Raw genomic sequence first — 23565 nt, 5'->3', positions numbered from 1 at the left:
CATTCATGTCCCTACTCGATCAAGTTACCGACTCCATCCTGGCCGCAAACGGCCTGCAAGTTCAAGACGTAGACCGGGTGATGGCCGCTCTGCTGGGCGCGCCGGTCGATGCCGCCGACATTTATTTTCAATCCAGCCATTTCGAATCCTGGTCGCTCGAGGGCGGCATCGTCAAGGAAGGCAGTCATTCGATCGAGCACGGCGCCGGCGTGCGGGTGGTCAGCGGCGATAAAACCGGTTTTGCCTATAGCGACCGTATCGAACTGCCGATCTTGCTGGAAGCGGCCAACAACGTTAAAGCCATCGTCCGACAAGGCCAAAATACCCGGCACCGCATCGATACCGCGGCGAGTTGGCCGAGTTTGTACCAGCCGATGAATCCGTTGAAATCGCTTGACGACCAGGCCAAGATCGATCTGCTGAAGCGGGTGGATAGCGAAACCCGTAAACTGGACAGCCGGATCGAGGAAGTCATGGTTAGTCTGGTGGCGGCCTACGACACGGTGTTGATCGCGGATCAGGATGGCGGCTTGGTTGCCGATGTCCGGCCGCTGGTCAGGATGAACGTATCGGTGATCATGGTCGAAGACGGCCGTCGCGAACAAGGCAGCATGGGCGGCGGCGGTCGCAGCGATTACAGCTATTTTCTGGAGGGCGATCGCGCCTTCGATTACGGCCGGGAGGCGGTGCGCCAGGCTCAGGTCAATTTGCAAGCCGGCGAGGCGCCGGCCGGCAACATGACGGTGGTGTTGGGGGCCGGCTGGCCGGGCATTTTGCTGCACGAAGCGATCGGACACGGTCTGGAAGGCGACTTTAACCGCAAGGGCACCTCCGCTTTCAGTGGGCGGGTCGGCGAAAGGGTGGCATCGGACTTATGCACGGTCGTCGACGACGGCACACTGCCGGGGCGGCGCGGTTCGCTCAGTATCGACGACGAAGGCACGCCGACCGAGAATACGGTATTGATCGAAAACGGCATCCTGCGCGGTTACATGCAGGACCGGTTGAACGCCCATTTGATGGGGGTCAAGCCGACCGGTAACGGCCGCCGCGAATCCTACGCCCACTTGCCGATGCCGCGGATGACCAATACCTACATGCTGCCGGGGCAAAGCGATCCGGAAGAAATCATCCGCTCGGTGTCCAAGGGGTTGTATGCCCGCAATTTCGGCGGCGGACAGGTTGACATTACCTCCGGCAAATTTGTGTTCTCGGCTAGCGAAGCCTACTTAATAGAAAACGGCAAAATTACCCGGCCGGTCAAGGGCGCAACCTTGATCGGCAACGGTCCGGACGTGCTGACCAAGGTTTCCATGGTCGGTAACGACATGCAACTCGATAGCGGCGTCGGCACCTGCGGTAAGGACGGGCAGAGCGTGCCGGTCGGCGTTGGCCAGCCGACCCTGAAAATTGACGGTTTGACCGTCGGCGGGACCGGCGTTTAAGCCGATCCCGAACCGATCTTCGGCCGAAACCAGCTTTCAAGGAAACTCAACTTGCAAAATCAACAAGAAATCAATCGCTTAAAAGACGTCGTTCAGCAACTGTTGGACGAAGCCAAGCGCCAAGGCGCCGATGCCGCGGAGGCGGGCTTCAGCATCGACAACGGTTTATCGGTATCGGCTCGCTTGGGCGAAGTCGAAACCATCGAGTATCACTGCGACCAGGGAATCGGTGTCACGGTTTACTTTGGCAAGCAAAAAGGTTCGGCAAGCACCAACGATATTTCCGCCGCGTCGTTGACCGAAACGGTTAAGGCGGCCTGCAGCATCGCCCGCTACGCCAGTGCCGACGATTTCGCCGGCCTGCCTGACCCGGAGGACTTGGCGCGATCGGCGGTCGATCTGGATATTTACCACCCTTGGGCAATCGAAGCCTCGCAAGCCATCGAGTTGGCGGTGGCGTGCGAGAACGCGGCGCGCGAGTACGATGCGGCGATCAGCAATTCGGAAGGTGCCACCGTCAACAGTCATTCCGGAACGCGGGTGTTCGGTAATTCGCAGGGTTTTTTGCAAGGTTACCAATCCAGCCGGCACTCGTTGAGCTGTTCGGTGCTGGCCGGTGCCAACGACGGCATGCAGCGCGATTATTGGTATAGCGTGGCGCGCAATCCGCAATTCTTGGAAGCGCCGGAGTTGGTGGGACGCAAGGCGGCGCAACGGACCGTGGCCCGATTGGGCGCCCGCAGCCTGAGCACGCGGCAATGTCCGGTATTGTTCGCGGCCGAAATGGCGTCGGGTTTGATAGGTGCCTTGATCGGCGCGGTCAGCGGCGGCAATTTATACCGTAAGTCGTCGTTTTTGCTCGACTCCCTGCACACTCAAGTAATGCCGGATTTCGTCCGTATTCATGAAGAACCCTTGCTGCCAGGCGCGTTGGGCAGTGCCAGTTACGATGCCGAGGGTGTGACCACTCAGGCCCGAGACATTGTGCGTGGTGGCGTCCTGGAATCCTATGTACTGAGTACTTATTCGGCGCGCAAACTGGGTATGCGCACCACCGGCAATGCCGGCGGCGTGCATAATCTGATCGTCGAACCGGGCGAACGCGATTTCGCCGGTATGTTGGCTTTGCTGGATACCGGTTTGCTGGTCACCGAGTTGATGGGGCAGGGCATCAACCGGGTGACGGGCGACTACTCGCGGGGTGCGTCGGGTTTCTGGGTCGAAAATGGCCAAATTCAATATCCGGTGCAGGAAATCACGATCGCCGGGAACCTGAAAAACATGTTGCGCAACGTCGTTGCGATCGGCAACGACGTGGATATGCGCGGCAATCTGCGAGTCGGCTCTATCCTGTTGGAGCAGATGGCCATAGCGGGTGAATAAATCTTAATGCCAATGGCTTTAGGGTGACGTTCGCCCCTGGCGAATATGAAATTGGGCGGAAGAGCCTGTAGGCTCTTTTAACCGGAAACGCTATCAAGACGGTTTGGCGGGGCTAAGACGTTATTGAGCGCAATTTCAGTCATGCCGTTAACTCATTTGTTTCGTTATTCGTGGCCTGTAGCAAGAGGCACCGATGAACCGTGACGATATATTTCGCGACGATGGCTGCGTAAAGCCGGCAGTCCGGGGAGCTTAGCGTCCGAGCAGTGGACGTTGAATCACGCCACCGCTATATTCGGAGCCGACTTGGGTCTACCTGCCCGCGGATATGGCCGAACAGCATGTCGCCGACGGGCGGATCGTGCCGGCTCTTCAGAAATGATGCCCAGAGTGTCGCCGCCGTTGCAGGTATTGTCCCCATCGCCGGCATCGTTGTCTGCAGTCGAGGTGGCGGTTGATGTGCTGCGTTAGCGTTATTAACCCGGCCCTTAAAATACCGTTCGCTCCGAACCCGTCGAAGGGCTAGCCAGCCTGGGCTTAGCCGAGCTCAGCTCGAACGGTATACCCGCGATAAATTGGGTTGGGTTAATAAAACCGGCGACATCAAGCAAATAGTGACGCTACCCATTTGACGCTTTAATCGATCAGTCGACATCAGGCAACACAAAGCGTAGCGGGCGAGTTCCTATCCTTGCCCCCGTGACCGCGTCGATGGTCACCGGCTTAATATCTTCCCCCGTTTCGACATCCTGAATCCGCACCAGCGGTCCGCCGCCGCGATACTGGTGCCCCCAAGCCCCGATCATCACCAATACCGGCAGAAAATCCCGGCCGGCATCGGTCAACACATACTCTTCACGCGGCGGCCGCTCCGAATACAGCCGCTTTTCCAGCATGCCTTCCTCAGTTAGCGTCGCCAAGCGCCGGGTCAGCATCGTCGGTGCGATGCCGAGACTTTTTCGAAATTGGTCGAAGCGGGTCAGGCCGAAATGGGCGTCCCGCAGAATCAACAAGCTCCAGGCGTCACCCAGAAAAGCCAGGCAGCGAGCGATCGGACAAGGGTCCGCGCAAATATTTTTGTCGTTCATACGTTTTTAGTAGTGACTTAATTTCAAAATGATAGTAACATTGCTATCGAAATGATAGTAACACTTAAGCGACAGACAATCCACACCACGGGAGATTCGATATGAACACTAAACACCATGCCGTAGCCTTGATCACCGGTGCATCCTCGGGCATTGGACTGGTAACGGCCAAGGCCCTGCAAAAAGCGGGTTACCGGGTATTCGGCACCAGCCGCAAGGCAGCTGCAAGCGTCGACGGCATCACCATGCTGAGTTGCGACGTGACCGACGAAGCTTCGGTAAACAACACGGTAGCCGAGGTATTGAAGCAGGCCGGCCGCATCGACCTGTTGGTCAATAATGCCGGCGTCGGCTTGCTCGGAGGGGCGGAAGAGTCGTCAACCGCTCAGGCTCAGGCCTTGTTCGACGTCAACCTGTTCGGCATTACCCGCGTGACCAATGCCGTGTTGCCGACCATGCGCAACCAAGGGAAAGGCAGAATCGTCAATATCAGCTCAGCCCTTGGTTTTATCCCTGCGCCTTACAACGCACTGTATGCCGCGACCAAGCATGCGGTCGAAGGCTATTCCGAATCGCTGGACCACGAACTGCGCAGCTTCGGCATCCGGGTTGTTTTGGTTGAACCGGGATATACCCGCACCGCGTTCGAATCCAGCTTAACCAAGCCCGATCGACCGCTGGCCGTCTACGACTCGGTGCGTACCGGCATGGAAGCGCTGATGCGCAAGGGCGTGAACGCGGGCGATGCTCCGGAGGTGGTCGCCGATACGGTGTTGAAAGCCGCGACTGCCGCGGCTCCCAAAAGGCGCTATACCGCCGGAAAACAGGCAACCCAAGTGCGTTTTCTGCGCCGTTTCCTCCCGGAAGCCTTGGTAGACAAGAGCTTGCGCCAGGTTTACCAGTTGCCGATAGTCTGACTGGTTGAAAGATAACGACCTGATCCAAAAATTGCCGAAACGACTGCACATACCCCGTTTAAGCACATTCGGGAAGGAGCGCTACTAAGATGAATCTCGTCAACAAAACCGACATCAGGCTCAATGGTCTGGATCAGTTGCACGCCCTGATGGCCTCGGGGCGGAAGCCGGGAATTCTGGTGTCGCTGGATTTCGAGCTGGTGGAAGTCGACTTCGGTAAAGCCGTCTTTGCCGGCAGACCCGGCGAACATGCTTATAACCCCCTAGGCACCGTGCATGGCGGCTATGCGGCCACCTTGCTGGATTCCGCCTGCGGCTGTGCCGTCCATTCCAGACTCACCGAAAAGCAGGCGTACACCACCTTGGAGTTGAAGACTTCCTATCACAAGGCGATGACCAAGCACACGGGCTTAGTCAGAGCGGAAGGCACTGTTCTAACGCTAGGGAGGCGAGCCGCTTTTGCCGAGGCTCGGCTGATAGACGCCGAAGGCCGGCTCTATGCCTCGGCGACATCGACGTTATTGATCTTTGGGCGAGAGGCTAAGCGATGACCAACTTTGGGGAGCCGTGATTACGATGTCTATTCAATCCTCAAAGGTGCGCGAACGAATCTTGTCGGCGGCGACCGAGCTGCTAGCCGCCCAAGGTATTAGAGCTACCGGCATCGATTGCATCGTCCGCTCGGCGAATGCTTCCAAGATGAGTCTGTACAAGTATTTTCCTTCCAAGGAGGCATTGATCGTGGCTTGCCTAGAAAAATACGATGCCGGATTGTGGTCTTGGTTTGTCGAGCAAGTTGAACGCAAGGCGCCGACGCCGAAAGACCAGCTATTGGCTATTTTCGAAGTTCATGCCGGATGGTTGACCCGTCCTGATTTCCAAGGCTGCCCATTGATCAACACAGCCGCGGAATTCCCCGATCAAAGCCATCCTGTGCATCAAGCATCCGCCGCGTTTTATCGCAGGCTACAACACCATATGACCGATTTGTCGGCACGGGCCGGCGCACGGTTTCCGGAACGGCTGGCGGGGCAACTCCGTGCCTTGTTCGAAGGCGCCATCGTCTCCGAACAATTGCAGCGCAATTCCGGCGTGGCCGTCGATGCCAGGTTGGCCGCCGAGATACTGATAGTAAGCAGCATCGAATGATTATTTCAAATACGACCGAACCTTTTACCGAAGGAGGCAGCCATATGCCGAACCCCAAAACTCCATTAGTATCGTTAGGTCGGGATTGGTTTCAATCTCGATTAACCTTCAACCATAACCACCGGTTTCTGGTCGGATTGTTGCTGCCGCTGACAATCAGCGCCGGATGCAGCGACCAGAACAACCAAGGGCCGGCGGTTGCCCGTCCGGTGAAAGTGTTCCGAATCGAGCAGAACGCCGTCGCCGGCGCCAGAAGCTTTGCCGGGGAAATCCGGGCAAGAATCGAGACGCCCTTATCGTTCCGGGTGGGCGGCAAACTGCTGGAGCGCAAAGTTGATGTTGGCGACCCGGTACGTAAAGGCCAGTTGCTGGCGATACTGGACGGCAATGATTACCGCCTCGCCGTGCAGGGTCTTAAGGCGCAGCTGGCTTCCTCCCAGGCCGACAGCACTTTCTTACGCGACGATCTGGTGAGATACCGCGAATTGCTGGCTCAGCAAGTCATCAGTCCGCCGGAGTTCGAGCGCCACGAAACCGCTTATACCGCGGCGCGGGAGCGGACAGCGGCGCTGGCAGCGTCTGTGGCCGAGGCGAACAACCAGCTAAGCTATACCGAATTGCATGCCGACCGCGACGGCGTGGTCACGGCCTTGGCTGTCGAGGCCGGGCAGGTGCTGGCGGCCGGCCAAGCCGTGGTGACGCTGGCCCAGCTCGACGAAAAGGAAATCCATTTCGACGTGCCCGAGCATCGCTTGACGGAAATCCAACGTCAACAAGAAGTTAATGTTTCGTTGTGGACCGACGAAGATAGGCTACTCAAGGCCAGAATTCGCGAAATCGCCTCGGCCGCCGACCCGGCCAGCCGCACCTATCGCGTCAAGGCCACCTTACTGGAAGGCCTGGACGCCGCGCAACTAGGCATGACGGCGACCGTTCATATAGCAGCGAACACCGCTTCCGGTATCGCCATCCCGCTTTCCGCCGTCTATACCCCGCAAAACCAGCCCGATCATGCCTTGGTATGGCTGGTCGACGAGCAGGCCGCCACCGTCAAATCCGTGCCGGTTAAGCTTGGCGAAACGCTGGCAGGCGAACGCATCGCCGTCGAGGGAGTAGCCGCCGGCCAATTGCTGGTCAGCGCCGGCGTCCAGCGCCTGGCCGAGGGCCAGGCTGTCCGCTTGCCGGAAGGATCGGGATTGCCTAATCACCACGGCAGCCAGGAACAGCTATGAAAGCATTCAACCTCAGCGAATGGGTGCTCAAACATCGCTCCTTCACCGGCTTCATGCTGGCATTGGTGGTGCTCGGTGGGGTGTTTGCCTATCACATGTTGGGCCAGCAAGAAGATCCGCCATTCACCTTCCGCATCATGGTGGTCAAAACCCTCTACCCCGGCGCCACCGCGCTGGAAGTCGAGCAGCAGTTGACCGACCGGCTGGAAAAGAAAATCCAGGAATTACCCAATCTGGATTACCTGCGCAGCTATTCCAAACCCGGCGAATCGGTGATTTTCGTCACCCCGCGCGAAGATACGCCGCCCAAGGAAATTCCCGAGCTTTGGTATCAAGTGCGCAAGAAAGTCGATGATATCCGTATGACGCTGCCGCCCGGCAGCATAGGGCCGTTTTTCAACGACGAATTCGGCGATACCTATAGCCTTATCTACGCCTTTTCCGGCGAAGGTTTCAGTTATGCCGACCTGAAATTGGCGGCCGATTCGGTCCGCCAACAATTGTTGCGGGTCAAGGATGTCGAGAAGGTCGACCTGATCGGCGTACAGGACGAAAAGATTTTCGTCGAGTTTTCCGACAAAAAGCTGGCCGAACTGGGCCTGGATACGGCGGCGGTTGCCCAGGCCTTGCAGGCACAGAACGGCATGGCGCCGGCCGGCGCGGTATTTGCTTCGCAACGCAATCTGCCGATACGCCTGACCGGCTCGTTCGATTCGGAAGATAGTGTCGCCAATATGGCGGTACGCATCGCTAATCGCACATTCAAGGTCAAAGATTTTGCCCAGGTGACGCGCGGCTATGTCGATCCCGCCGAATTCAAGATGCGCTTCAACGGCAAACCCGCCCTCGGCCTCGGCGTGACCATGAATAAAAAAGGCAACGTGATCGCCCTGGGAAAAAACCTGGAGGACACGCTGGCCAGCATCAAAAACGAATTGCCGATAGGCATGGACGTGGAGCCGGTCGCCAATCAAGCGCATGTGGTGAAAAACCAGATGGCGGAATTCGGCCAAACCTTCTTCGAAGCCTTGGCCACCGTGTTGGTGGTCAGCTTCTTGAGCCTGGGCTGGCGCACCGGCTCCGTGGTGGCGCTGACCGTGCCGCTGGTGCTGGCCGCCACCTTGCTGGTCATGCTGCTGTGCGGCATCGATCTGCAACGGATTTCATTGGGTGCATTGATCCTGGCGCTGGGCCTGCTGGTGGACGACGCGATGATTGCCGTCGAGATGATGGCCCGCAAGCTGGAAGAAGGTTGGGACCGGATGCGCGCCGCGACCTATGCGTATACGGCCACGGCCTTTCCGATGCTGACCGGCACCTTGATCACCATCGCCGGTTTCCTGCCGGTCGGTTTGGCACAATCCTCGGCCGGCGAATATACCGTAGCGATTTTTCAGGTGGTCGGCATTTCGTTGATACTGTCCTGGATCGGCGCGGTGGTGTTCACCCCGTATTTGGGTTTCTTGATCCTCAAGGTGCATGCCAGCGCCGATGGCCCTATCCACGACTTGTTCGATACGCCGTTCTACAACCGCTTGCGGCGTTGGGTGGATGCCTGCGTGGCGCACCGCAAAAAAGTCATTATCGCCACGCTGGCCTTGTTCGGTCTCGGTGTCGTGGCCTTAACCCACGTTCCCGAACAGTTCTTTCCGTTGTCCAACCGGCCGGAAGTCATCGTCAATCTGTGGCTGCCGGAGGGCAGTGCCTTCGAGCAAACCGAAGCCGCTGCCAAACGCATGGAAGCGCTGTTAGCCAAGGACGAGGATGTGGAGCATGTCGCCAGCTATATCGGCAGCGGCACGCCGAGGTTTTTTATGTTAATCGTGCAGCAACTGGCAAATACCAATCTGGCCGAATTGGTGGTGATGACCAAGGATAACCAGGCGCGCGAACGGGTGATGCAGCACGTCCGGCAGATTCTTGAAACCGACTTCCCGAATGTCAGGGGCCGGGTCAAGCGCCTGAATGTCGGGCCGCCGATGGATTATCCGTTGGCGTTCAGGGTGCTCGGCGAAAACCCCAACATCGTGCGCGGCATTGCCGAGCGGGTGGCCGAGGTCGTGCGCAATCATCCCGGCACCGTGGACGTCAACGACGACTGGCATGACCGGATGCCTTCGTTCCGCCTCGATCTGGATCAGGACAAGGCCCGCGCCCTGGGCGTTTCGACGGCCAGCCTGTCGCAAGCCTTGCAGGCTCATTACACCGGCATCCCGGTCGGGCAACTGCGTGAACAGGATAAATTGATCGACATCGTCTGGCGGGCCAGTCCCGAATTGCGTACCGCCGCCGACGAACTGCCGGATGTCGCGGTTCGCACAGCTAATGGCAAGTCGGTAGCGCTGTCGCAGTTCGTCAAGTTCGAGACCGTGTTCGAGGACGGCGTGCGTTGGCGGCGTAACCGCTTCCCGGCCATCTCGGTGCGCGCCGACGTGGCCGACGGCAAGATGGCCCCGGACGTGGCGGCGGAAATCGTCCCGAAACTTAAACCGATACAGGATAGCCTGCCGGCCGGTTATTTCATCGAAACCGGCGGTTCCAAGGAAGACGCGGTGAACGCGCAAAAGTCTATCCTGATCTGGATTCCGTTGGTGCTGATCGTCACGCTGATTTTGTTGATGATGCAGCTGCAGAACCTGTCCAGGACTTTCATGGTGTTCAGCACCGCGCCGCTGGGCGTGATCGGCGCGGCCTTCGGCTTACTGTTGTTCGGCGCGCCGTTCGGCTTCGTGGCGCTGCTCGGCATCCTGGCGTTGGCCGGCATGATCATGCGCAACTCGGTGATTTTGGTGGATCAGATCGATCAGGACGAACAGTCCGGGCTTGACACCTGGTCGGCCATCGTCGAATCGACGGTACGACGTTTCCGGCCGATCATGCTGACCGCGGCGGCGGCGATCCTGGCGATGATACCGCTGTCGCGCAACGATTTCTTCGGCCCTCAGGCCATCGCCATCATGGGGGGGCTGACGGTGGCGACTGTGTTGACGGTGTTCTTCCTGCCGGCGCTGTATGCGGCGTGGTTTAGGGTGGAGCGAGGGCTGCCGGAGAATACAGACGGTAGGTTGGGCTAAATGCAATGCAGCCTTTATGCCCGCGGGTGCAACATTTTGAATTTGTTGGGCTTCGCTTTGCTCTGCCCAACCTACATTTTGGCATATAGCGGTAGGGTACGCATTGCGTACCCTACGCGGCTACATTTTGGCGCATAAGACCTCGGAGTCTTGCAATGAATAATCGATATTTAACACCGCTAGCCATTCTGTCCCTGGCTAGTCTAGTTGCCTGTACGCCGACCCGCGTCGGCGACCAAGTAGCGCTCAATAGCCCGGCAAGCTGGCAACACGCGCCCAATGCTCAAGCCACCGATGCGGTTGACCTGAAGACGTGGTGGCAAGGATTCAACGATCCCTTGCTGAACGAATTAATAGACAAAGCCTTGGCCGCTAATCACGACATCAAGATCGCCACCGCTCGCGTCCGCGAAGCTAACGCGATGGTCACCGTTGCCGAAGCGGCCTTGTATCCCAGCCTGGATTTCTCACTGTCCGGCGGCCGGGAAAAACGCATCGACCGCATTGTCGGCGTGCCGAGCGGGCAAGGTATCAAATTGATTACGCCGACCGCCGATGCGGTCAGCGGCGGCTTGGCCGCGCGCTGGGAAATCGACGTGTTCGGCGGTCGGCATCTGGAAGCGGAAGCCGCCGCCGCACAAGCCGAAGGCAGCCAGGAAGGCTTGCATGCGGCGCAAGTCGGCCTGTTGGCCCAGGTGGCGACAAACTATCTGGAGTTGCGCGGCGTGCAGCAACGCACCGGCATTCTGCAAAAAAATATCGCCTTGCAACGCGAACGGCTGAGGACTTTACAGGCATTTGTTAAAGCCGGACTGGCTAACGAGGCGGACCTTGCCCGTCAGCAAACCTTGCTGCAGGGCACCGAAGCGACGCTGCCGGGTTTGGTTAACGCCGAGCAAAAGCTGATCCATCGTTTGGGCGTGTTGCTGGGCGAACCGCCGGAAAGCCTAGGAAACCGCTTGGCCACCGTCGGCCCGCCGCCTAATGAAGCATTGAATCAGTTGATTCCATTCATGGTTCGACAAGCTCACCACGAACGGAATCAACCGCTTGCCGTTCGTCCTGAGCCCTTCGGCGATGCTCAGGAGAGCCTCGTCGACGGAGCTATTCAGGGTTCCCCTAGGCGTTTGCCGGCCATGCCCAAGCTGCTGCCGGCCGATTTGCTGGCGCAACGTCCCGATTTGCGCCTGGCGCAAACCGAAGTCAGCGCGGCCGCCGCCAGCTTGGGTTCGGCGCGGGCCGATCTCTATCCCAAGCTGGTGTTGTCAGCCAGCGGCGGTTTCGGTGCGCTGGCGGTCGGCGGATTTCCGAGTCTGGCCGATAGCGTTTATGCGCTGGGTTCCGGCCTTTCCGCGCCTATCTTCAACGCCGGCCGCATCCGCGCCCATATCGCCGCCGCCGATGCGCGACTAGAGCAAGTCGCGGCCAATTATGAGAAAACTTTTTTGCTGGCCCTGGAGGACGCGGAAAACGCCTTCGTCGCGCACCGTTCCGCCACCGATAGCTTAGGAAAATTGACCGAAGCGGAAGCCTCGGCGGAAAAAGCTTACCGGCTGGTCGACGCGTTGTATCAGCGCGGTGCAGGCAATTATTTGGCCGTGCTGGATGCGCAACGCAGCAAACTGGGCGCCAGCGACGAACGTGCAAAAGCCGAAACCGCTGTCAGCGTCGCGATGGTGTCGCTTTACCGGGCATTCGGTGGTGGGTGGACGCTTGATTCGTCGGTAAACGCGGTCGCCAATGCCTCGGCACGCTAATCGACGCTGGTCAGGGCATGTGGGTTCAGTGCTTAGGTAAGCACAGAAGATAAACAAGCATAAGATGACCTTATCAACCGTTAGGTTTGATAAGGTCAGAACGGGCGTCTAAGCAATTAGATGTTGCTCAATATCTCATCAATCAATTCGGGACCTCGATAGATTAAGCCGCTATAAATCTGCACCAAGCTGGCGCCGGCGGCTAATTTCTCCTGGGCGTCCGCGCCGCTCAATATGCCGCCGGCTGCAATAATCGGTAGTTTGCCTTGTAATTCCGCCGCCAAACCGTTTACGACGCGAGTCGAACTATCCTTGACCGGCGCGCCGCTTAAGCCGCCTGCTTCGTTGGCGTGGATATGGCCCTGGATTTTATCGCGGGCAATGGTGGTGTTGGTAGCAATCACGCCGTCGATAGCAAATTCCAACAGCAATGCCGCGATGTGGCTGATTTCTTCATCCGTTAAATCCGGGGCGATTTTCACCGCGATGGGCGTGTATTTGCCTTGCGTCGTCTGAAGTTTCAGTTGTTCTTCCTTCAACGCGTTTAACAATTGCTTGATCTCGTCGCCTTGTTGCAGTTGGCGCAAATTTTTGGTGTTGGGCGAGGAAATATTAATGGTGATATAGCTCGCCGCGGCATAGCTCTTTCTTAAGCCAATCAAGTAGTCTTCGGTAGCGTTTTGCAACGGGGTGTCGGCGTTCTTGCCGATATTGATGCCCAAAATGCCCCGATACCGGCATCTGTCGACTTGTGCCAGCAAATGATCGATACCTAAGTTATTGAATCCCATTCGGTTGATGATGGCTTGATGTTCCGGTAGGCGGAACAGGCGCGGCTTGGGATTGCCCGGTTGCGGGCGGGGCGTGACGGTGCCGATTTCGACGAAGCCGAAGCCCAAATCGGCCAAGGCATCGATGTAATCGCCGTTTTTATCCAGACCGGCGGCCAGTCCCAGCGGATTCTTGAAATGCAAACCCATCACATCGACCGGTTTGTCCGGCGCGGCCGGCCGGGTCAGGGCGCTGACGCCGCTGGCATGGGCAACTTGCAGCAGTTGCAGGGTGGCATGGTGGGCGGTTTCCGGCGGCAGCGAAAACAGCAAGGGACGTAGCAAGGGATACAGGTTCATGGTGGCGGCAAGCGTTTGGGTAAATAGGGGCTGGGATTCAGTGCGGTTGGCCGGTTCAGCATTAGGTCGCTCAACAAGCGGGCGGCCGCTGGCCCCATCACCAAGCCGTTGCGAAAATGTCCGGCGTTGACGTACAGATTGTCGATATCAGGATGGGGGCCGATATACGGGACTCCGTCGGGGCTGCCGGGACGCAAGCCGGCCCAATGATGAGCGACCGGGAAGTTTTTCAATGCAGGCAGCAATCGTGTCGCGAATTCGAAAAGCACTTGGCGGGCCGATTCGGTCGTTGCTTTCTCGAAGCCGGCTTGCTCCACGGTGCTGCCGGCCAGGATGCGGCCGTCACGGCGCGGAATCAGGTAGTGATCGCCGTCAAGTACCATGCAGGGCAGGGTTTCGGGTTCGGCCTGGAACAGCAGCATTTGTCCGCGCACCGGCTGGATGCGCAAATCCAGCGCTTGCTCGGGTAGCAAAGCATTCAATAGGTTGGCCGTCCAGGCGCCGGCGCTGACCACGAGCTCCCGCATAGCCAGTGTGCGGTCGGCGGTTTGCACTTTTGCGGCTCGGTGGCCGCGTATCGTCAGCGAAGTAATGTCGGCATTCTCGATAAACTCGACGCCTTTCAGGCGTAGCCAAGCTTGCAGCGATTTCAGCAACCGAGGATTGCGGGCTTGGGCAATGTCCGGTAGCCATAACGGTTCCTGCCAGTCGGCATGCAGCCCGGCGGCGAAGTCCGTTGGCGGGGTTTGATGGCGAATGGCATAGCGCTTGCACCACGCCGTGGCGGCTGCATGGTCGGGGTTTTGGCTGATCAGCATGCCGCAGTCCCGCCATTCCGGATCGATGCCGGTCGCTTGGTGCAGCTCGCGGCACAGCTGCGGATAGGTTTCGATACTGGCTGTCGCCAGTTTGGAAATGGCGTCGGCTTGTCGCCAAGGGTAAATCGGCAGCAAAATGCCGCCGCCGGCCCAGGACGCTTCCCGCCCCGCGAGGGATTTGTCGATGATGGCGACATCGCGTCCGGCCAGGCGGAGTTCGCGCGCGGCCAGCAGGCCGCTGATGCCGCCGCCGATGATGAGTATGTCCAGATTTTGCGTCATGCGGGTGCGGAAGATTGGCAAGGGCGAATCTTTTTTAAGTTATCACGAAGCTGGCCCGTCGCGGAATAGGTGGGCCGGCTTTCGCGGAGTGTAAAAAAACAAACGGCTGTTGTGAAAAATAGACAAACATTGAATATAGATTATGATTTTGATGTAAATCAATGAATTCTAATTAAATTTTAATTCGCAAAAAAAAGACGTAAAACTTGTACGGCTGGTTTTTTGCTGCTATTATTGCCCGCGTGAAGAAATCCTGTGTTGCATTCCAGCCAATGCAGTCTTAACAATAACAACCCTTGGGGGGAACGACTATGAGTTTTACCAAAACCAAATTAGCGCTAGGCGTTGCTGCGGCGACTTTGACACTGGTTGGCGCGCAAGCCCAAGCAGCGGGCGCCAGCGCCGAGCGCGTGGCCGATGCCGCCGCTAGAAAAACCGAAGCGTTGGAAGCTCAAATGCAACAAATGGCTGAACAAATGCAAGCCATGCAAGCCGAGTTGAACCGGGTTAAAACGGCTTCTTCCGCTAAAGCATCTACCGAAACCGCCAAAATCCAAGAGTTGGATAGCTGGATGGCTTCCGTCAAAGCGGCGCCAGAAGCGACTCGTTCCAAGGATAATTTGGTGGCGGTTCGTGGCGGTTGGTCAGCGTTGGATCATGCGAGAGGAAGCGATGTATTCCCAACGCACAATGGCGCATTTTTGTCGAACAACCAAAACAACGAAGGCTTTTATTTTGGTGGCGCGTTCGACTTCAATGTCAACAACGACTTGTTCGGCTTAATGGATGACACTTCATTTGGCATTGAGTTGGGTGTTGAATATGCTCAATACGGTACCGGTGCAAACACTGTGTCAAGCGGTTACGTTGTACCAGCTTTAGGTGGTGCAACTGCCATCACCGATAACACTCAAGCAACCGATGCTCGTTTGAGAATCAACGCTTCGCCAAAAATCAAATTCATGCACGACAGCAAACTGCGTCCGTGGATCATTCCGGTCGGTTTGGATATCAATATTTTGGGCGTTCCTTCCAACGCGGTTTCCGTATTGAACGCCGGCATGAACTTCGGCGCCGGTGTTGAGTACGACCTTTTCAGAGGTATCGTATTGGGTTCGGACGTTCGTTACCACTATTCGACCAGCAAACTGGATGGTACGCCAACCGACGGTTTCAACGCTGGCGGCTACGTGGGTTTCAAATTTTAATTTGTAAACCCCGCGTTACCCAAAAAGGGAAGGTGTCAAAGCCTTCCCTTTTTTTATGCTCAATTGGTTTTCGGCGCATTAGGACGACTTTGGCTTGCAACTTGTTCGTGGCGGCTCTTGATATTCCGCTGAGTCAGCCACCGGGCCACAAAAGGCAGACGCCCGCCTGTGCCAAATTGACCGGTTTCTCGTTGACGAATTCGTAAAATCCGCGTTCGCTTAGCTCGCGGCCGAAACCGGAGTTGTTGAGTCCGCCGAACGGCAGTTCCGGCGCGGTCCACGCCGGTTGGTTGACGAACACCATGCCGCAGTCGATTTGCGCGGCAACGGCGCGCTCGCGCTCGATATCGGCCATGAATACCTAAGTGCCGAGGCCGAAGGGTGTAGCATTCGCTAACGCGATCGCGCTTGCCGTGCTGTCGACGACGTGGAAAGCTGGGGCCGGATCGAACAATTCCCGGTTAAACACCGGATTGCGTTCGTCTATCCCCGTAATCACCGTGGGTTCCATAAAATAGCCGGGCCGGTCGAGGCGGTCGCCGCCCAATCCAATCGCCGCTCCGGCTTGGCGGGCCCGATCGATTTACTCCAGCAGCAGGTTCGAGGTTTTTTCCGAAGCCAGCGGTGCTTCGGCATGCTCGCTCGGCACCGGCGACGGCGCTCTCCCGTTCCGCATCCGACATTGCGGGATAGCAGGCGATGAGTTCACCGCTGGCGAGGTTGATGGATTGGTAACTCAAGGTGGAGTCCCGATTCAAGATGGCGAAAGGCCGGCCCGCGGAGCCGGCCGCCTTTGGTTTAGGCGCGATCGGTCAGGCCCGGCGTCAGCATCAGGTTGACCGGCAGTTTCTCCTGTAGCGTGTAAGGACTGGCCTTGTTCTCGGCCACCCAGCGCTTTTCGGCGACCGATTCGAAAGGCGGCGGCAATTCGCCTTGCAGCGACCACAAATCGAACGGCGTCTCGTCTATCGAGATTTCCCAGTCGTAACCGCGTTCCTTGACGTACGGGGCGACCACGGCGTCCAGGGTGCGGATCCACCACTCGCGCAGGATAGGGCCGGGAATGGTTCTAGCGATCTGGTCCACCTTGAAGCGGACGAATTGGTTATGCGCCTTGCCGCCGACGTAGCAATTGCCCTTATCGATGGCCTCGAACAGGATTACGACGTAAAACTTGGGGATGGGCACGCCGGCGTAGATGCCGGTGATGCGCTCGGCGAGTTCTTGTTTGTCTTCGGCACTGAAGGCGCCGGTCGGATGGTAGACTTTCCACAAAGGCATGGTGATTCTCCTGAATTTGAAGTATTGGGATGGGCCGGTTTGGGGGCCGCTAAAATCCGAATTCGGTCGCCTGGCGCCGGCGGCGATCCGAACTCGGGCGACGCGTCGTTAGTCCAGGTTTGCGAAATCCTTGGGGGGATGCAAGCCGAATGGCGGCGTCGGGGATTACTTTAGGCCGGCGGGAGCCAAGCGTAAAATGGCGAATATTCATACGCGGATGAATATTTTCGATGCCGGTCTTCCCGGCGCGGTCGTTAACATTCCGCGGTTTTGGGTATTCCGACCATGGCCGATTTACGCAGCTTCGATTTGAATTTACTGGTCGCTTTCGATTGGCTGATGCGAGAACGCAGCGTGTCGCGGGCAGCGGAGAAAATGTTCATCAGTCAGTCGGCGATGAGCCATGTACTGCAGCGCTTACGGCAACAGTTGGAAGACCCGTTGCTGGTGAAAACCCCGGCCGGCATGGTGCCTACCGCGCGGGCCTTGGCGCTGGTCGATCCGGTCTCCGTGGTGCTGAAAGAGGTGGAAGGTTTGATCAGGGCGCCGGCCCCGTTCGATCCGGCTGGCAGCCGGCGCGCGTTCGCGATTGCCGCCACCGATTACGTGGAAGCCTTGCTCTTGCCTAAACTGGCACCGCGCATCGCCCGTCAGGCGCCGGGCGTGGACATTCGTTTCAAACGTACCAGTAGCCGGTTTCCGCTCGATGCGTTGGAACAAGGCGAAATCGATCTGGTGTTGGGTTTCGAGGTGATGCTGAATCCGCCGAAGCATCTGCATTGTCTGGCCTTGTTCGACGATTGCATGGTTTGCGTGGCGCGGGTCGGTCATCCGGTCGTGAATCGGGAATTGACGCTGGAGCAATACATCGGCTTGCCGCACATCATGCTGTCTGGCGCCGGCTCCGGTAGCGGCCAGGTCGATAGTTGGCTGGCCGAGCGCGGTCTGGAGCGGCGGGTGGCATTGACGGTTTCGCATTTTCTGTCGGCGCCGTTGATTGTGGCCCAAACCGATATGGTCATGGCCTTTCCTAAGCGTACCGCCTTGCAAATCGCGCAAAACCAGCCTCTGCAATGGGTGCCGTTACCGTTGGATTTGCCGGATTACGCCACGGTCATGGTCTGGCATCCGTTGCAAGACCAGGAGTCGGCCAACCGTTGGTTGCGCGGCGAAATCCGCGCCGCTTGCGTCGAGTTGACGGATTAAACGAATCGCGGCTCGCCTAGTTCCGGAAAGTAGCGCAACTGCATGCGCCGGCAATAGTCGATTAACGCCGGTTGCGCCAGCGCATAGTCCTTGATCGGCGAAGCAACAGGGCAGGCGAGCAGGTTGATCAGAATGCCGTAAGCCGACGCGTCGACGCTGGCGGGTTGCTCGCCGAGCAAATAGGGTCGGTCCGCTAAGGCAGCAGCCAACGCGGCCACGTCCTGCCGGCCCAACGCGAATACTTGTGCGGCCGGCAAGCGACCGATGCCGTGGCCGCGAATCTGGCTTTTGATCCGCAGCCGGTAGAGGCTGGCGACCCCGTCGGCGAGGAGCGGCGGCAGGCTTCGAAAAATTGCCTGTTTGTTGATGCGCCAATTCTCCGCCCCGGTTTGCCAGCGGCTGTACATGCAGACCCAATACAAATGCTCTTCCAGCAGACGTTGCCAGGCAAGGGCTTGAGCTTTTTGTCGATCGGAAAGGGTTTGGTCCGGCCGGTTGCCGAAATACTGTTGCAGATGGACGATGATGATCCGGCTATCGGCGATTTTGCGGCCGTCGTGGTCGATGTAGGGCAATTTGCCTAGCGGCGCGTATATCGGTAGCGTTTCCACGATCCGGTACTCGATTTCGGCCATCCGCAGATAGGTTTCCAGCTTCGTGCAAAACTGGCCGGGGTTGGGGATATGCCAGGCTCTGGGAAATTGATGAAGAACAATCATTTGTTGTTTCGTCTAGGTTTGGGGCATTTCGCAGTCGGTCATTTCCGAGGGTGGCGGGCCATCGGGAGTAGTCGGTTTTACAGGCCTGATGCGAATTTCTCTGATGTTATACTACACAGATTCGATTTGATTGAGATGGCGGCGCTTGTCAAGCGGTTGTCTCAAAAATCCGTCGCCGCTGTCGGTGCCTTTTTACCCTGCCGATGCCCGAAAAATGACGTCCCGGCCAACGAAATCAAAAACCGAGCGCGCGCCGATTCCTTCACATGCCGAGTGCCAAGCGCTTAGCTCGGTTCGTTTAACAGCGTTGAATTAAATGATGAGAACGCTTTACCCTGAAATATCGCCCTTTCACAGCTTCTTTCTCGACACGGATTCGATGCATCGGGTGTATGTCGAACAATCCGGCAATCCCGCTGGTATCCCGGTGATCTTTCTGCACGGTGGACCGTGTTCCGGTACCAAGCCGGAACATCGGCGCTACTTCGATCCGGAGCGTTATCACATCGTCTTGCTCGACCAACGCGGCTGCGGCCAGTCTCTGCCGTTTGGCGAGTTGGCGGCGAATACCTCGCAGGATTTAGTCGACGACATCGAGCGGATCAGAATTCGCTTGCGCGTGGAACGGTGGTTGCTGTTTGGCGGTTCGTGGGGGGCTACCTTGGCTTTGCTTTATGCGCAGCGTTTCCCCGAAAAGGTCTCGGGCATGGTGCTGCGGGGCGTGTTTTTGGCGCGTGCGGCCGATATGGATTGGTTTCTCGGCAATGGCGCCAATCGGATTTATCCGCAAGCTTGGCAAGGTTTGCTGGATAGTGTCGATGCCAAGGAGAAACAGGAGGTTCTGCCTAATCTGTTGAGCTCGGTATTCGGTGGCGACGAGAGCCTTGCCCGGCGCGCGGCGAAAGGCTGGCAGGACTGGGGCGGCCAGGTCGCTTTGGGTAATGAGTTCATCGCGAGTGCAGAGCCGGCCGGTGAACGTGAGGTGTTGCAAGTCAGGATGGAGTTGCATTACGCCCGAAATCGCTATTTTCTCTCTGAAAATCAGCTATTGGCGAATTGCGGACTCTTGAGCGAGATTCGCTGTTCGATCATCCACGGGCAGAACGATTTAACCTGTCCGTTGGAGGCAGGTTGGGCATTGCATCGCGCATTGTCTCATGCCGAATATATCGTGCTGCCCAACGCCGGACACGTTGCTCGCGGCGAGGAAATGATCGGCGCCTTGGTGGCGGCGGCCGATCGGATGGCTGGGCTGTTGGGCTAAAACATGGCGGATACGAAAAAACGCTTGGTGATCGCAATGACCGGCGCAACCGGCGCTATCTACGGTATCAGGATGCTGGAGATACTCCGAGAACGGCCGGAATGGGAAACGCACCTGGTGATTTCCTCGGCGGGGCTGGTCAATCTGAAATACGAATTGGACATGGATAGGGCGGCGCTGTATGCGCTCGCCGACGTGACGCACGGCATCAACGATATTGCCTCCAGTATTGCAAGCGGCTCCTTCAAGACCGAGGGAGTTGTCATTGCGCCGTGTTCGATGAAAACCCTGGCGGCGGTGGCGCACGGTTTTGGCGACAATCTGATTTCGCGGGCGGCCGACGTAGCACTGAAGGAACGCCGTAAAACAGTGCTGGTACCCCGCGAAACCCCGTTAAATCTGGCGCACATCCGCAACATGGCGGCGGTTACCGAGATGGGCGGCATCATATTTCCGCCGATGCCGGCGTTTTACAATAAATCCGATTCGCTGCGGGCAATGGTTGACGAGGGGGTCGGCCGCATATTGGATATGTTCGGCGTCGATACCGCCGGTCTGTATAAGCCCTGGACCGGCCTGGAAGGCTGAGTCGCGATCAAATCCAATCGATTCCCGGAGTTTTTTGCGTTTATTTGGCCCGTCGCGAATTGACAGGGTGCCGGTTCTGATTTAGAGTTGCCGCACTCGATTATTTTGCCCGTCAACAAAGGCTTGCTAGGCTCTCGAATCTTGCTGGGAAACGGGAGCTTTGTTGTAAGGGTCGCCTTAAAAACAATAACTGTAACTATAACAATCGGAGCACATAAGTATGGCAAGACCATTAATTCAAATGGCGTTGGACTCACTGGATTTCGACCAAACCGTTGCGTTGGCCGACAAAGTCGCACCTTACGTCGATATCTTCGAAATCGGTACCCCTTGCATCAAATACAACGGTATCAATCTGGTCAAGGAATTGAGACAACGTTTCCCTAACCAACTGCTGCTGGTTGACCTGAAAACCATGGATGCCGGCGAATACGAAGCTGGTGCTTTCTACGCTGCCGGCGCGGACATCTGCACCGTATTGGGCGTTTCCGGTCTGGCTACCATCGGTGGCGTGATCAAAGCGGCTAAAAAATATAGCGCCGAAGTTCAAGTCGACCTGATCAACGTGCCTAACAAAGGCGAGTGCGCTCGCGAATCCGCGAAACTGGGCGCCCAAATCATGGGTGTACACACCGGTCTGGACGCACAAGCGGCCGGTCAAACGCCTTTCACCGATTTGGCGGAAGTCGCTAACCTGGGCTTGAACGTTCGCGTTTCCGTTGCCGGCGGTATCAAACCAGCTACTATCGATCAAACCGTTAAAGCGGGCGCCAACATTATCGTGGTCGGCGCGGCAATCTACGGGGCTGCATGCCCTGCTACCGCGGCAAAAGAGATCCGCGAGCTGGTCGACGCCGCTTCCGCATAAGACCGCTTTGGTTAGACCTAAGCTGTAATCTGCAAGATCTAAGGACGGGTGGCTAACGCCACTCGTCCTTTCTTACGTTTTAAACCCCAGTTTTTGAAAAGCGGCGCCAACCGCCCGCTGTCATCATCGATATTTAAAGGAGATACACCAATGCCTTCGCGCCGAGACTTAGCGAACGCCATACGCGCACTCAGCATGGACGCCGTCCAAAAAGCCAACTCCGGCCACCCTGGTGCGCCGATGGGCATGGCCGACATCGCTGAAGTATTGTGGAACGATTTTCTGAGCCACAACCCCACCAACCCCAAATGGCCGAATCGCGACCGCTTTGTCCTGTCCAACGGTCACGGCTCCATGCTGATTTACTCGCTGTTGCACCTGAGCGGCTATAACCTGCCGATCGACCAGTTGAAACAGTTCCGGCAACTGCACTCCAAAACGCCGGGTCACCCGGAATACGGCTACACCGACGGCGTCGAAACCACCACCGGCCCCTTGGGCCAAGGCATCACCAATGCCGTCGGTTTCGCCATCGCCGAACGCGCGCTGGCCGGTCAATTCAACCGTCCCGGCCACGACATCGTCGACCACCACACCTACGTGTTCCTGGGCGACGGCTGCTTGATGGAAGGCATTTCCCACGAAGCCTGCTCGCTGGCCGGCTCCATGGGCCTGGGTAAACTGATCGCCATCTACGACGACAACAACATCTCCATCGACGGCGAAGTGCGCGGCCACGGCGACGTCCACGGCTGGTTCCTGGACGACACCCCGAAACGCTTCGAAGCCTACGGCTGGCACGTCATCCCCAAAGTCGACGGCCACGACCCGGAAGCCGTGAAGAAAGCCATCGAGGCCGCCAAAAGCGTCACCGATAAGCCCTCCATCCTCTGCTGCCAAACCATCATCGGTTTCGGCTCGCCGAACAAACAAGGCAAGGAAGAATGCCACGGAGCCGCCCTCGGTGAAGCCGAAGTCGCCGCCACCCGCGAAAAACTCGGTTGGCCGCACGCCCCGTTCGAAATCCCCGCCGACATCTACGCCGGATGGGACGCCAAAGCCAAGGGCGCCGAACGCGAAGCCGCCTGGAACGCCCAATTCGCCGCCTACCAAGCCGCGCATCCGGCCCTGGCCGCCGAATTCGAACGCCGCGTGGTCAAAGGCCAACTGCCCGGCGACTGGAGCGAAAAAGCCAATGCCTTCATCGCCGACGTCAATGCCAAAGCCGAAACCATCGCCAGCCGCAAAGCCTCGCAAAATACCCTGAACGGCTTCGGCCCGCTGTTGCCCGAACTCTTGGGCGGCTCCGCCGACCTGGCCGGTTCCAACCTGACCCTGTGGAAAGGCTGCAAAGACATCAACGCCAGCGGATACGACGGCAACTACGCCTACTACGGCGTCCGCGAATTCGGCATGAGCGCCATCATGAACGGCATCGCCCTGCACGGCGGCTTCAAGCCCTACGGCGCCACCTTCCTGATGTTCAGCGAATACGCCCGCAACGCGTTGCGGATGGCCGCACTGATGAAAGCGCCGACCATCTTCGTCTACACCCACGACTCCATCGGTCTGGGCGAAGACGGCCCGACCCACCAACCGATCGAACAAACCGCCACGCTGCGCATGATCCCCAACATGCAAGTCTGGCGTCCGTGCGACGCGGTGGAATCGGCGGTCAGCTGGAAAGCCGCGATCGAACGCACCGACGGCCCGAGCACCCTGATCTTCTCCCGGCAAAACCTGCCGCACATGCCGCGCAGCCAAGCCCAGATCGACGCGATCGCCAAAGGCGGCTACATCCTGAGCGGCGAAGGCAATCCGGACGCCATCATCATCGCCACCGGCTCCGAAGTCGAACTGGCGGCGAAAGCGGCCGAAGCGTTGAGCGCCAAAGGCAAAAACATCCGCGTGGTGTCCATGCCGTCGACCAACGTGTTCGAAGCGCAAGATCAGGCGTACAAAGACAGCGTACTGCCGCCGAGCGTGACCGCGCGCGTGGTAGTCGAAGCCGGCGTGACCGACAGCTGGTGGAAATACGCGGGCAGCCAAGGCCGAGTCGTGGGCCTGGACCGCTTCGGCGAATCGGCCCCGGCCGGCCAACTCTTCAAGGAGTTCGGCTTTACCGTGGATAATGTCGTCGCTAATGTGGAAGCCGT

19 protein-coding genes and 1 pseudogene are annotated in these 23565 nt (G+C 58.0%); 14 read left to right on the top strand and 6 right to left on the bottom strand.

What is annotated here, in order from left to right:
* Positions 1 to 5: 5 nt before the first annotated feature.
* Positions 6 to 1445, top strand: coding sequence for a metalloprotease TldD (gene tldD, locus BJL95_RS13910; protein WP_071158753.1), 1440 nt, complete (start codon positions 6 to 8; stop codon positions 1443 to 1445).
* Positions 1446 to 1496: 51 nt separating this feature from the next.
* Positions 1497 to 2828 carry a metalloprotease PmbA gene (gene pmbA / locus BJL95_RS13905; protein ID WP_071158751.1) on the top strand — a complete coding sequence of 444 codons (1332 nt, stop codon included), beginning with the start codon at positions 1497 to 1499 and terminating at the stop codon, positions 2826 to 2828.
* 644 nt (positions 2829 to 3472) lie between these two features.
* On the opposite strand, the gene BJL95_RS13900 is transcribed toward pmbA, so the two are convergent.
* The gene (locus tag BJL95_RS13900) at positions 3473 to 3916 is read right to left on the bottom strand and encodes a helix-turn-helix domain-containing protein (protein WP_064024519.1); all 444 of its coding nucleotides are present in this window, start codon (positions 3914 to 3916) and stop codon (positions 3473 to 3475) included.
* Positions 3917 to 4017: 101 nt separating this feature from the next.
* Between BJL95_RS13900 and BJL95_RS13895 the strand changes: the two genes are divergently transcribed.
* From BJL95_RS13895 to BJL95_RS13870, 6 genes are all read left to right on the top strand, one after another.
* The gene (locus BJL95_RS13895) at positions 4018 to 4833 is read left to right on the top strand and encodes an oxidoreductase (RefSeq protein ID WP_071158750.1); all 816 of its coding nucleotides are present in this window, start codon (positions 4018 to 4020) and stop codon (positions 4831 to 4833) included.
* Positions 4834 to 4922: 89 nt separating this feature from the next.
* A complete protein-coding gene (locus BJL95_RS13890) occupies positions 4923 to 5384 on the top strand; it encodes a PaaI family thioesterase (protein WP_071158748.1) in 462 nt (153 codons plus the stop codon).
* A gap of 25 nt (positions 5385 to 5409) precedes the next feature.
* A complete protein-coding gene (locus tag BJL95_RS13885; protein WP_071158746.1) occupies positions 5410 to 5982 on the top strand; it encodes a TetR/AcrR family transcriptional regulator in 573 nt (190 codons plus the stop codon).
* A 44-nt stretch (positions 5983 to 6026) separates the two neighbouring features.
* Positions 6027 to 7214: an efflux RND transporter periplasmic adaptor subunit gene (locus BJL95_RS13880; protein WP_083386038.1), complete on the top strand. Its 1188-nt coding sequence runs from the start codon at positions 6027 to 6029 to the stop codon at positions 7212 to 7214.
* Positions 7211 to 10288, top strand: coding sequence for an efflux RND transporter permease subunit (locus BJL95_RS13875; protein ID WP_071158744.1), 3078 nt, complete (start codon positions 7211 to 7213; stop codon positions 10286 to 10288). The genes BJL95_RS13880 and BJL95_RS13875 overlap by 4 nt, the downstream gene beginning before the upstream one ends.
* A gap of 155 nt (positions 10289 to 10443) precedes the next feature.
* Positions 10444 to 12045 carry a TolC family protein gene (locus BJL95_RS13870; protein ID WP_071158742.1) on the top strand — a complete coding sequence of 534 codons (1602 nt, stop codon included), beginning with the start codon at positions 10444 to 10446 and terminating at the stop codon, positions 12043 to 12045.
* A gap of 116 nt (positions 12046 to 12161) precedes the next feature.
* On the opposite strand, the gene BJL95_RS13865 is transcribed toward BJL95_RS13870, so the two are convergent.
* Positions 12162 to 13175 carry a quinone-dependent dihydroorotate dehydrogenase gene (locus BJL95_RS13865; RefSeq protein ID WP_071158740.1) on the bottom strand — a complete coding sequence of 338 codons (1014 nt, stop codon included), beginning with the start codon at positions 13173 to 13175 and terminating at the stop codon, positions 12162 to 12164.
* Positions 13172 to 14275 carry a glycine oxidase ThiO gene (gene thiO / locus BJL95_RS13860; protein WP_071158738.1) on the bottom strand — a complete coding sequence of 368 codons (1104 nt, stop codon included), beginning with the start codon at positions 14273 to 14275 and terminating at the stop codon, positions 13172 to 13174. Before thiO ends, BJL95_RS13865 begins: the two co-directional genes overlap by 4 nt.
* 311 nt (positions 14276 to 14586) lie before the next feature.
* Here thiO and BJL95_RS13855 point away from each other — a divergent pair, with 311 nt between their 5' ends.
* On the top strand, positions 14587 to 15483 hold the full coding sequence (locus tag BJL95_RS13855) for a hypothetical protein (protein ID WP_071158736.1): 897 nt from the start codon (positions 14587 to 14589) through the stop codon (positions 15481 to 15483).
* A 133-nt stretch (positions 15484 to 15616) separates the two neighbouring features.
* Here the strand turns inward: BJL95_RS13855 and BJL95_RS25760 are convergent.
* Both BJL95_RS25760 and BJL95_RS13840 read right to left on the bottom strand, forming a co-directional pair.
* Positions 15617 to 16066 (bottom strand): annotated as a pseudogene (locus tag BJL95_RS25760) (aldehyde dehydrogenase family protein).
* A 215-nt stretch (positions 16067 to 16281) separates the two neighbouring features.
* On the bottom strand, positions 16282 to 16764 hold the full coding sequence (locus BJL95_RS13840; protein WP_071158730.1) for a tautomerase family protein: 483 nt from the start codon (positions 16762 to 16764) through the stop codon (positions 16282 to 16284).
* 285 nt (positions 16765 to 17049) lie between these two features.
* On the opposite strand from BJL95_RS13840, the gene BJL95_RS13835 reads away from it, so the two are divergent.
* Positions 17050 to 17970, top strand: coding sequence for a LysR family transcriptional regulator (locus BJL95_RS13835; RefSeq protein WP_071158728.1), 921 nt, complete (start codon positions 17050 to 17052; stop codon positions 17968 to 17970).
* On the opposite strand, the gene BJL95_RS13830 is transcribed toward BJL95_RS13835, so the two are convergent.
* The gene (locus tag BJL95_RS13830) at positions 17967 to 18689 is read right to left on the bottom strand and encodes a glutathione S-transferase family protein (protein ID WP_071158726.1); all 723 of its coding nucleotides are present in this window, start codon (positions 18687 to 18689) and stop codon (positions 17967 to 17969) included. The two genes, BJL95_RS13835 and BJL95_RS13830, sit on opposite strands and share 4 nt — an antisense overlap.
* A gap of 319 nt (positions 18690 to 19008) precedes the next feature.
* Here BJL95_RS13830 and pip point away from each other — a divergent pair, with 319 nt between their 5' ends.
* The 4 genes from pip to tkt form a co-directional block, all read left to right on the top strand.
* Positions 19009 to 19953 (top strand): prolyl aminopeptidase, encoded by a 945-nt coding sequence (pip, locus tag BJL95_RS13825; RefSeq protein ID WP_071158724.1) that lies wholly within the window; start codon positions 19009 to 19011, stop codon positions 19951 to 19953.
* Positions 19954 to 19956: 3 nt separating this feature from the next.
* The gene (locus BJL95_RS13820) at positions 19957 to 20541 is read left to right on the top strand and encodes a UbiX family flavin prenyltransferase (protein ID WP_064024495.1); all 585 of its coding nucleotides are present in this window, start codon (positions 19957 to 19959) and stop codon (positions 20539 to 20541) included.
* 220 nt (positions 20542 to 20761) lie between these two features.
* On the top strand, positions 20762 to 21409 hold the full coding sequence (gene hxlA, locus BJL95_RS13815) for a 3-hexulose-6-phosphate synthase (RefSeq protein WP_064024493.1): 648 nt from the start codon (positions 20762 to 20764) through the stop codon (positions 21407 to 21409).
* A gap of 150 nt (positions 21410 to 21559) precedes the next feature.
* Positions 21560 to 23565, top strand: a 2006-nt coding sequence (tkt, locus tag BJL95_RS13810; protein WP_071156221.1) for a transketolase, incomplete at its 3' end; no start/stop codon positions are given.

The organism is Methylomonas sp. LWB (assembly GCF_001856095.1).
GTDB classification, from domain to species: Bacteria; Pseudomonadota; Gammaproteobacteria; order Methylococcales; family Methylomonadaceae; genus Methylomonas; species Methylomonas koyamae_A.
The sequence above is the reverse complement of the archived record's forward strand: the minus strand, read 5'-3'. Positions and strand labels throughout refer to the sequence as shown.

What these genes read in the sequence shown, in the direction of transcription:
- tldD (WP_071158753.1), top strand. Translation starts at nt 6, where the DNA reads ATGTCCCTACTCGATCAAGTTACCGACTCCATCCTGGCCGCAAACGGC.
- BJL95_RS13900 (WP_064024519.1), bottom strand. Translation starts at nt 3,916, where the DNA reads ATGAACGACAAAAATATTTGCGCGGACCCTTGTCCGATCGCTCGCTGC.
- BJL95_RS13895 (WP_071158750.1), top strand. Translation starts at nt 4,018, where the DNA reads ATGAACACTAAACACCATGCCGTAGCCTTGATCACCGGTGCATCCTCG.
- BJL95_RS13890 (WP_071158748.1), top strand. Translation starts at nt 4,923, where the DNA reads ATGAATCTCGTCAACAAAACCGACATCAGGCTCAATGGTCTGGATCAG.
- BJL95_RS13885 (WP_071158746.1), top strand. Translation starts at nt 5,410, where the DNA reads ATGTCTATTCAATCCTCAAAGGTGCGCGAACGAATCTTGTCGGCGGCG.
- BJL95_RS13880 (WP_083386038.1), top strand. Translation starts at nt 6,027, where the DNA reads ATGCCGAACCCCAAAACTCCATTAGTATCGTTAGGTCGGGATTGGTTT.
- BJL95_RS13875 (WP_071158744.1), top strand. Translation starts at nt 7,211, where the DNA reads ATGAAAGCATTCAACCTCAGCGAATGGGTGCTCAAACATCGCTCCTTC.
- BJL95_RS13870 (WP_071158742.1), top strand. Translation starts at nt 10,444, where the DNA reads ATGAATAATCGATATTTAACACCGCTAGCCATTCTGTCCCTGGCTAGT.
- BJL95_RS13865 (WP_071158740.1), bottom strand. Translation starts at nt 13,175, where the DNA reads ATGAACCTGTATCCCTTGCTACGTCCCTTGCTGTTTTCGCTGCCGCCG.
- thiO (WP_071158738.1), bottom strand. Translation starts at nt 14,275, where the DNA reads ATGACGCAAAATCTGGACATACTCATCATCGGCGGCGGCATCAGCGGC.
- BJL95_RS13855 (WP_071158736.1), top strand. Translation starts at nt 14,587, where the DNA reads ATGAGTTTTACCAAAACCAAATTAGCGCTAGGCGTTGCTGCGGCGACT.
- BJL95_RS13840 (WP_071158730.1), bottom strand. Translation starts at nt 16,764, where the DNA reads ATGCCTTTGTGGAAAGTCTACCATCCGACCGGCGCCTTCAGTGCCGAA.
- BJL95_RS13835 (WP_071158728.1), top strand. Translation starts at nt 17,050, where the DNA reads ATGGCCGATTTACGCAGCTTCGATTTGAATTTACTGGTCGCTTTCGAT.
- BJL95_RS13830 (WP_071158726.1), bottom strand. Translation starts at nt 18,689, where the DNA reads ATGATTGTTCTTCATCAATTTCCCAGAGCCTGGCATATCCCCAACCCC.
- pip (WP_071158724.1), top strand. Translation starts at nt 19,009, where the DNA reads ATGAGAACGCTTTACCCTGAAATATCGCCCTTTCACAGCTTCTTTCTC.
- BJL95_RS13820 (WP_064024495.1), top strand. Translation starts at nt 19,957, where the DNA reads ATGGCGGATACGAAAAAACGCTTGGTGATCGCAATGACCGGCGCAACC.
- hxlA (WP_064024493.1), top strand. Translation starts at nt 20,762, where the DNA reads ATGGCAAGACCATTAATTCAAATGGCGTTGGACTCACTGGATTTCGAC.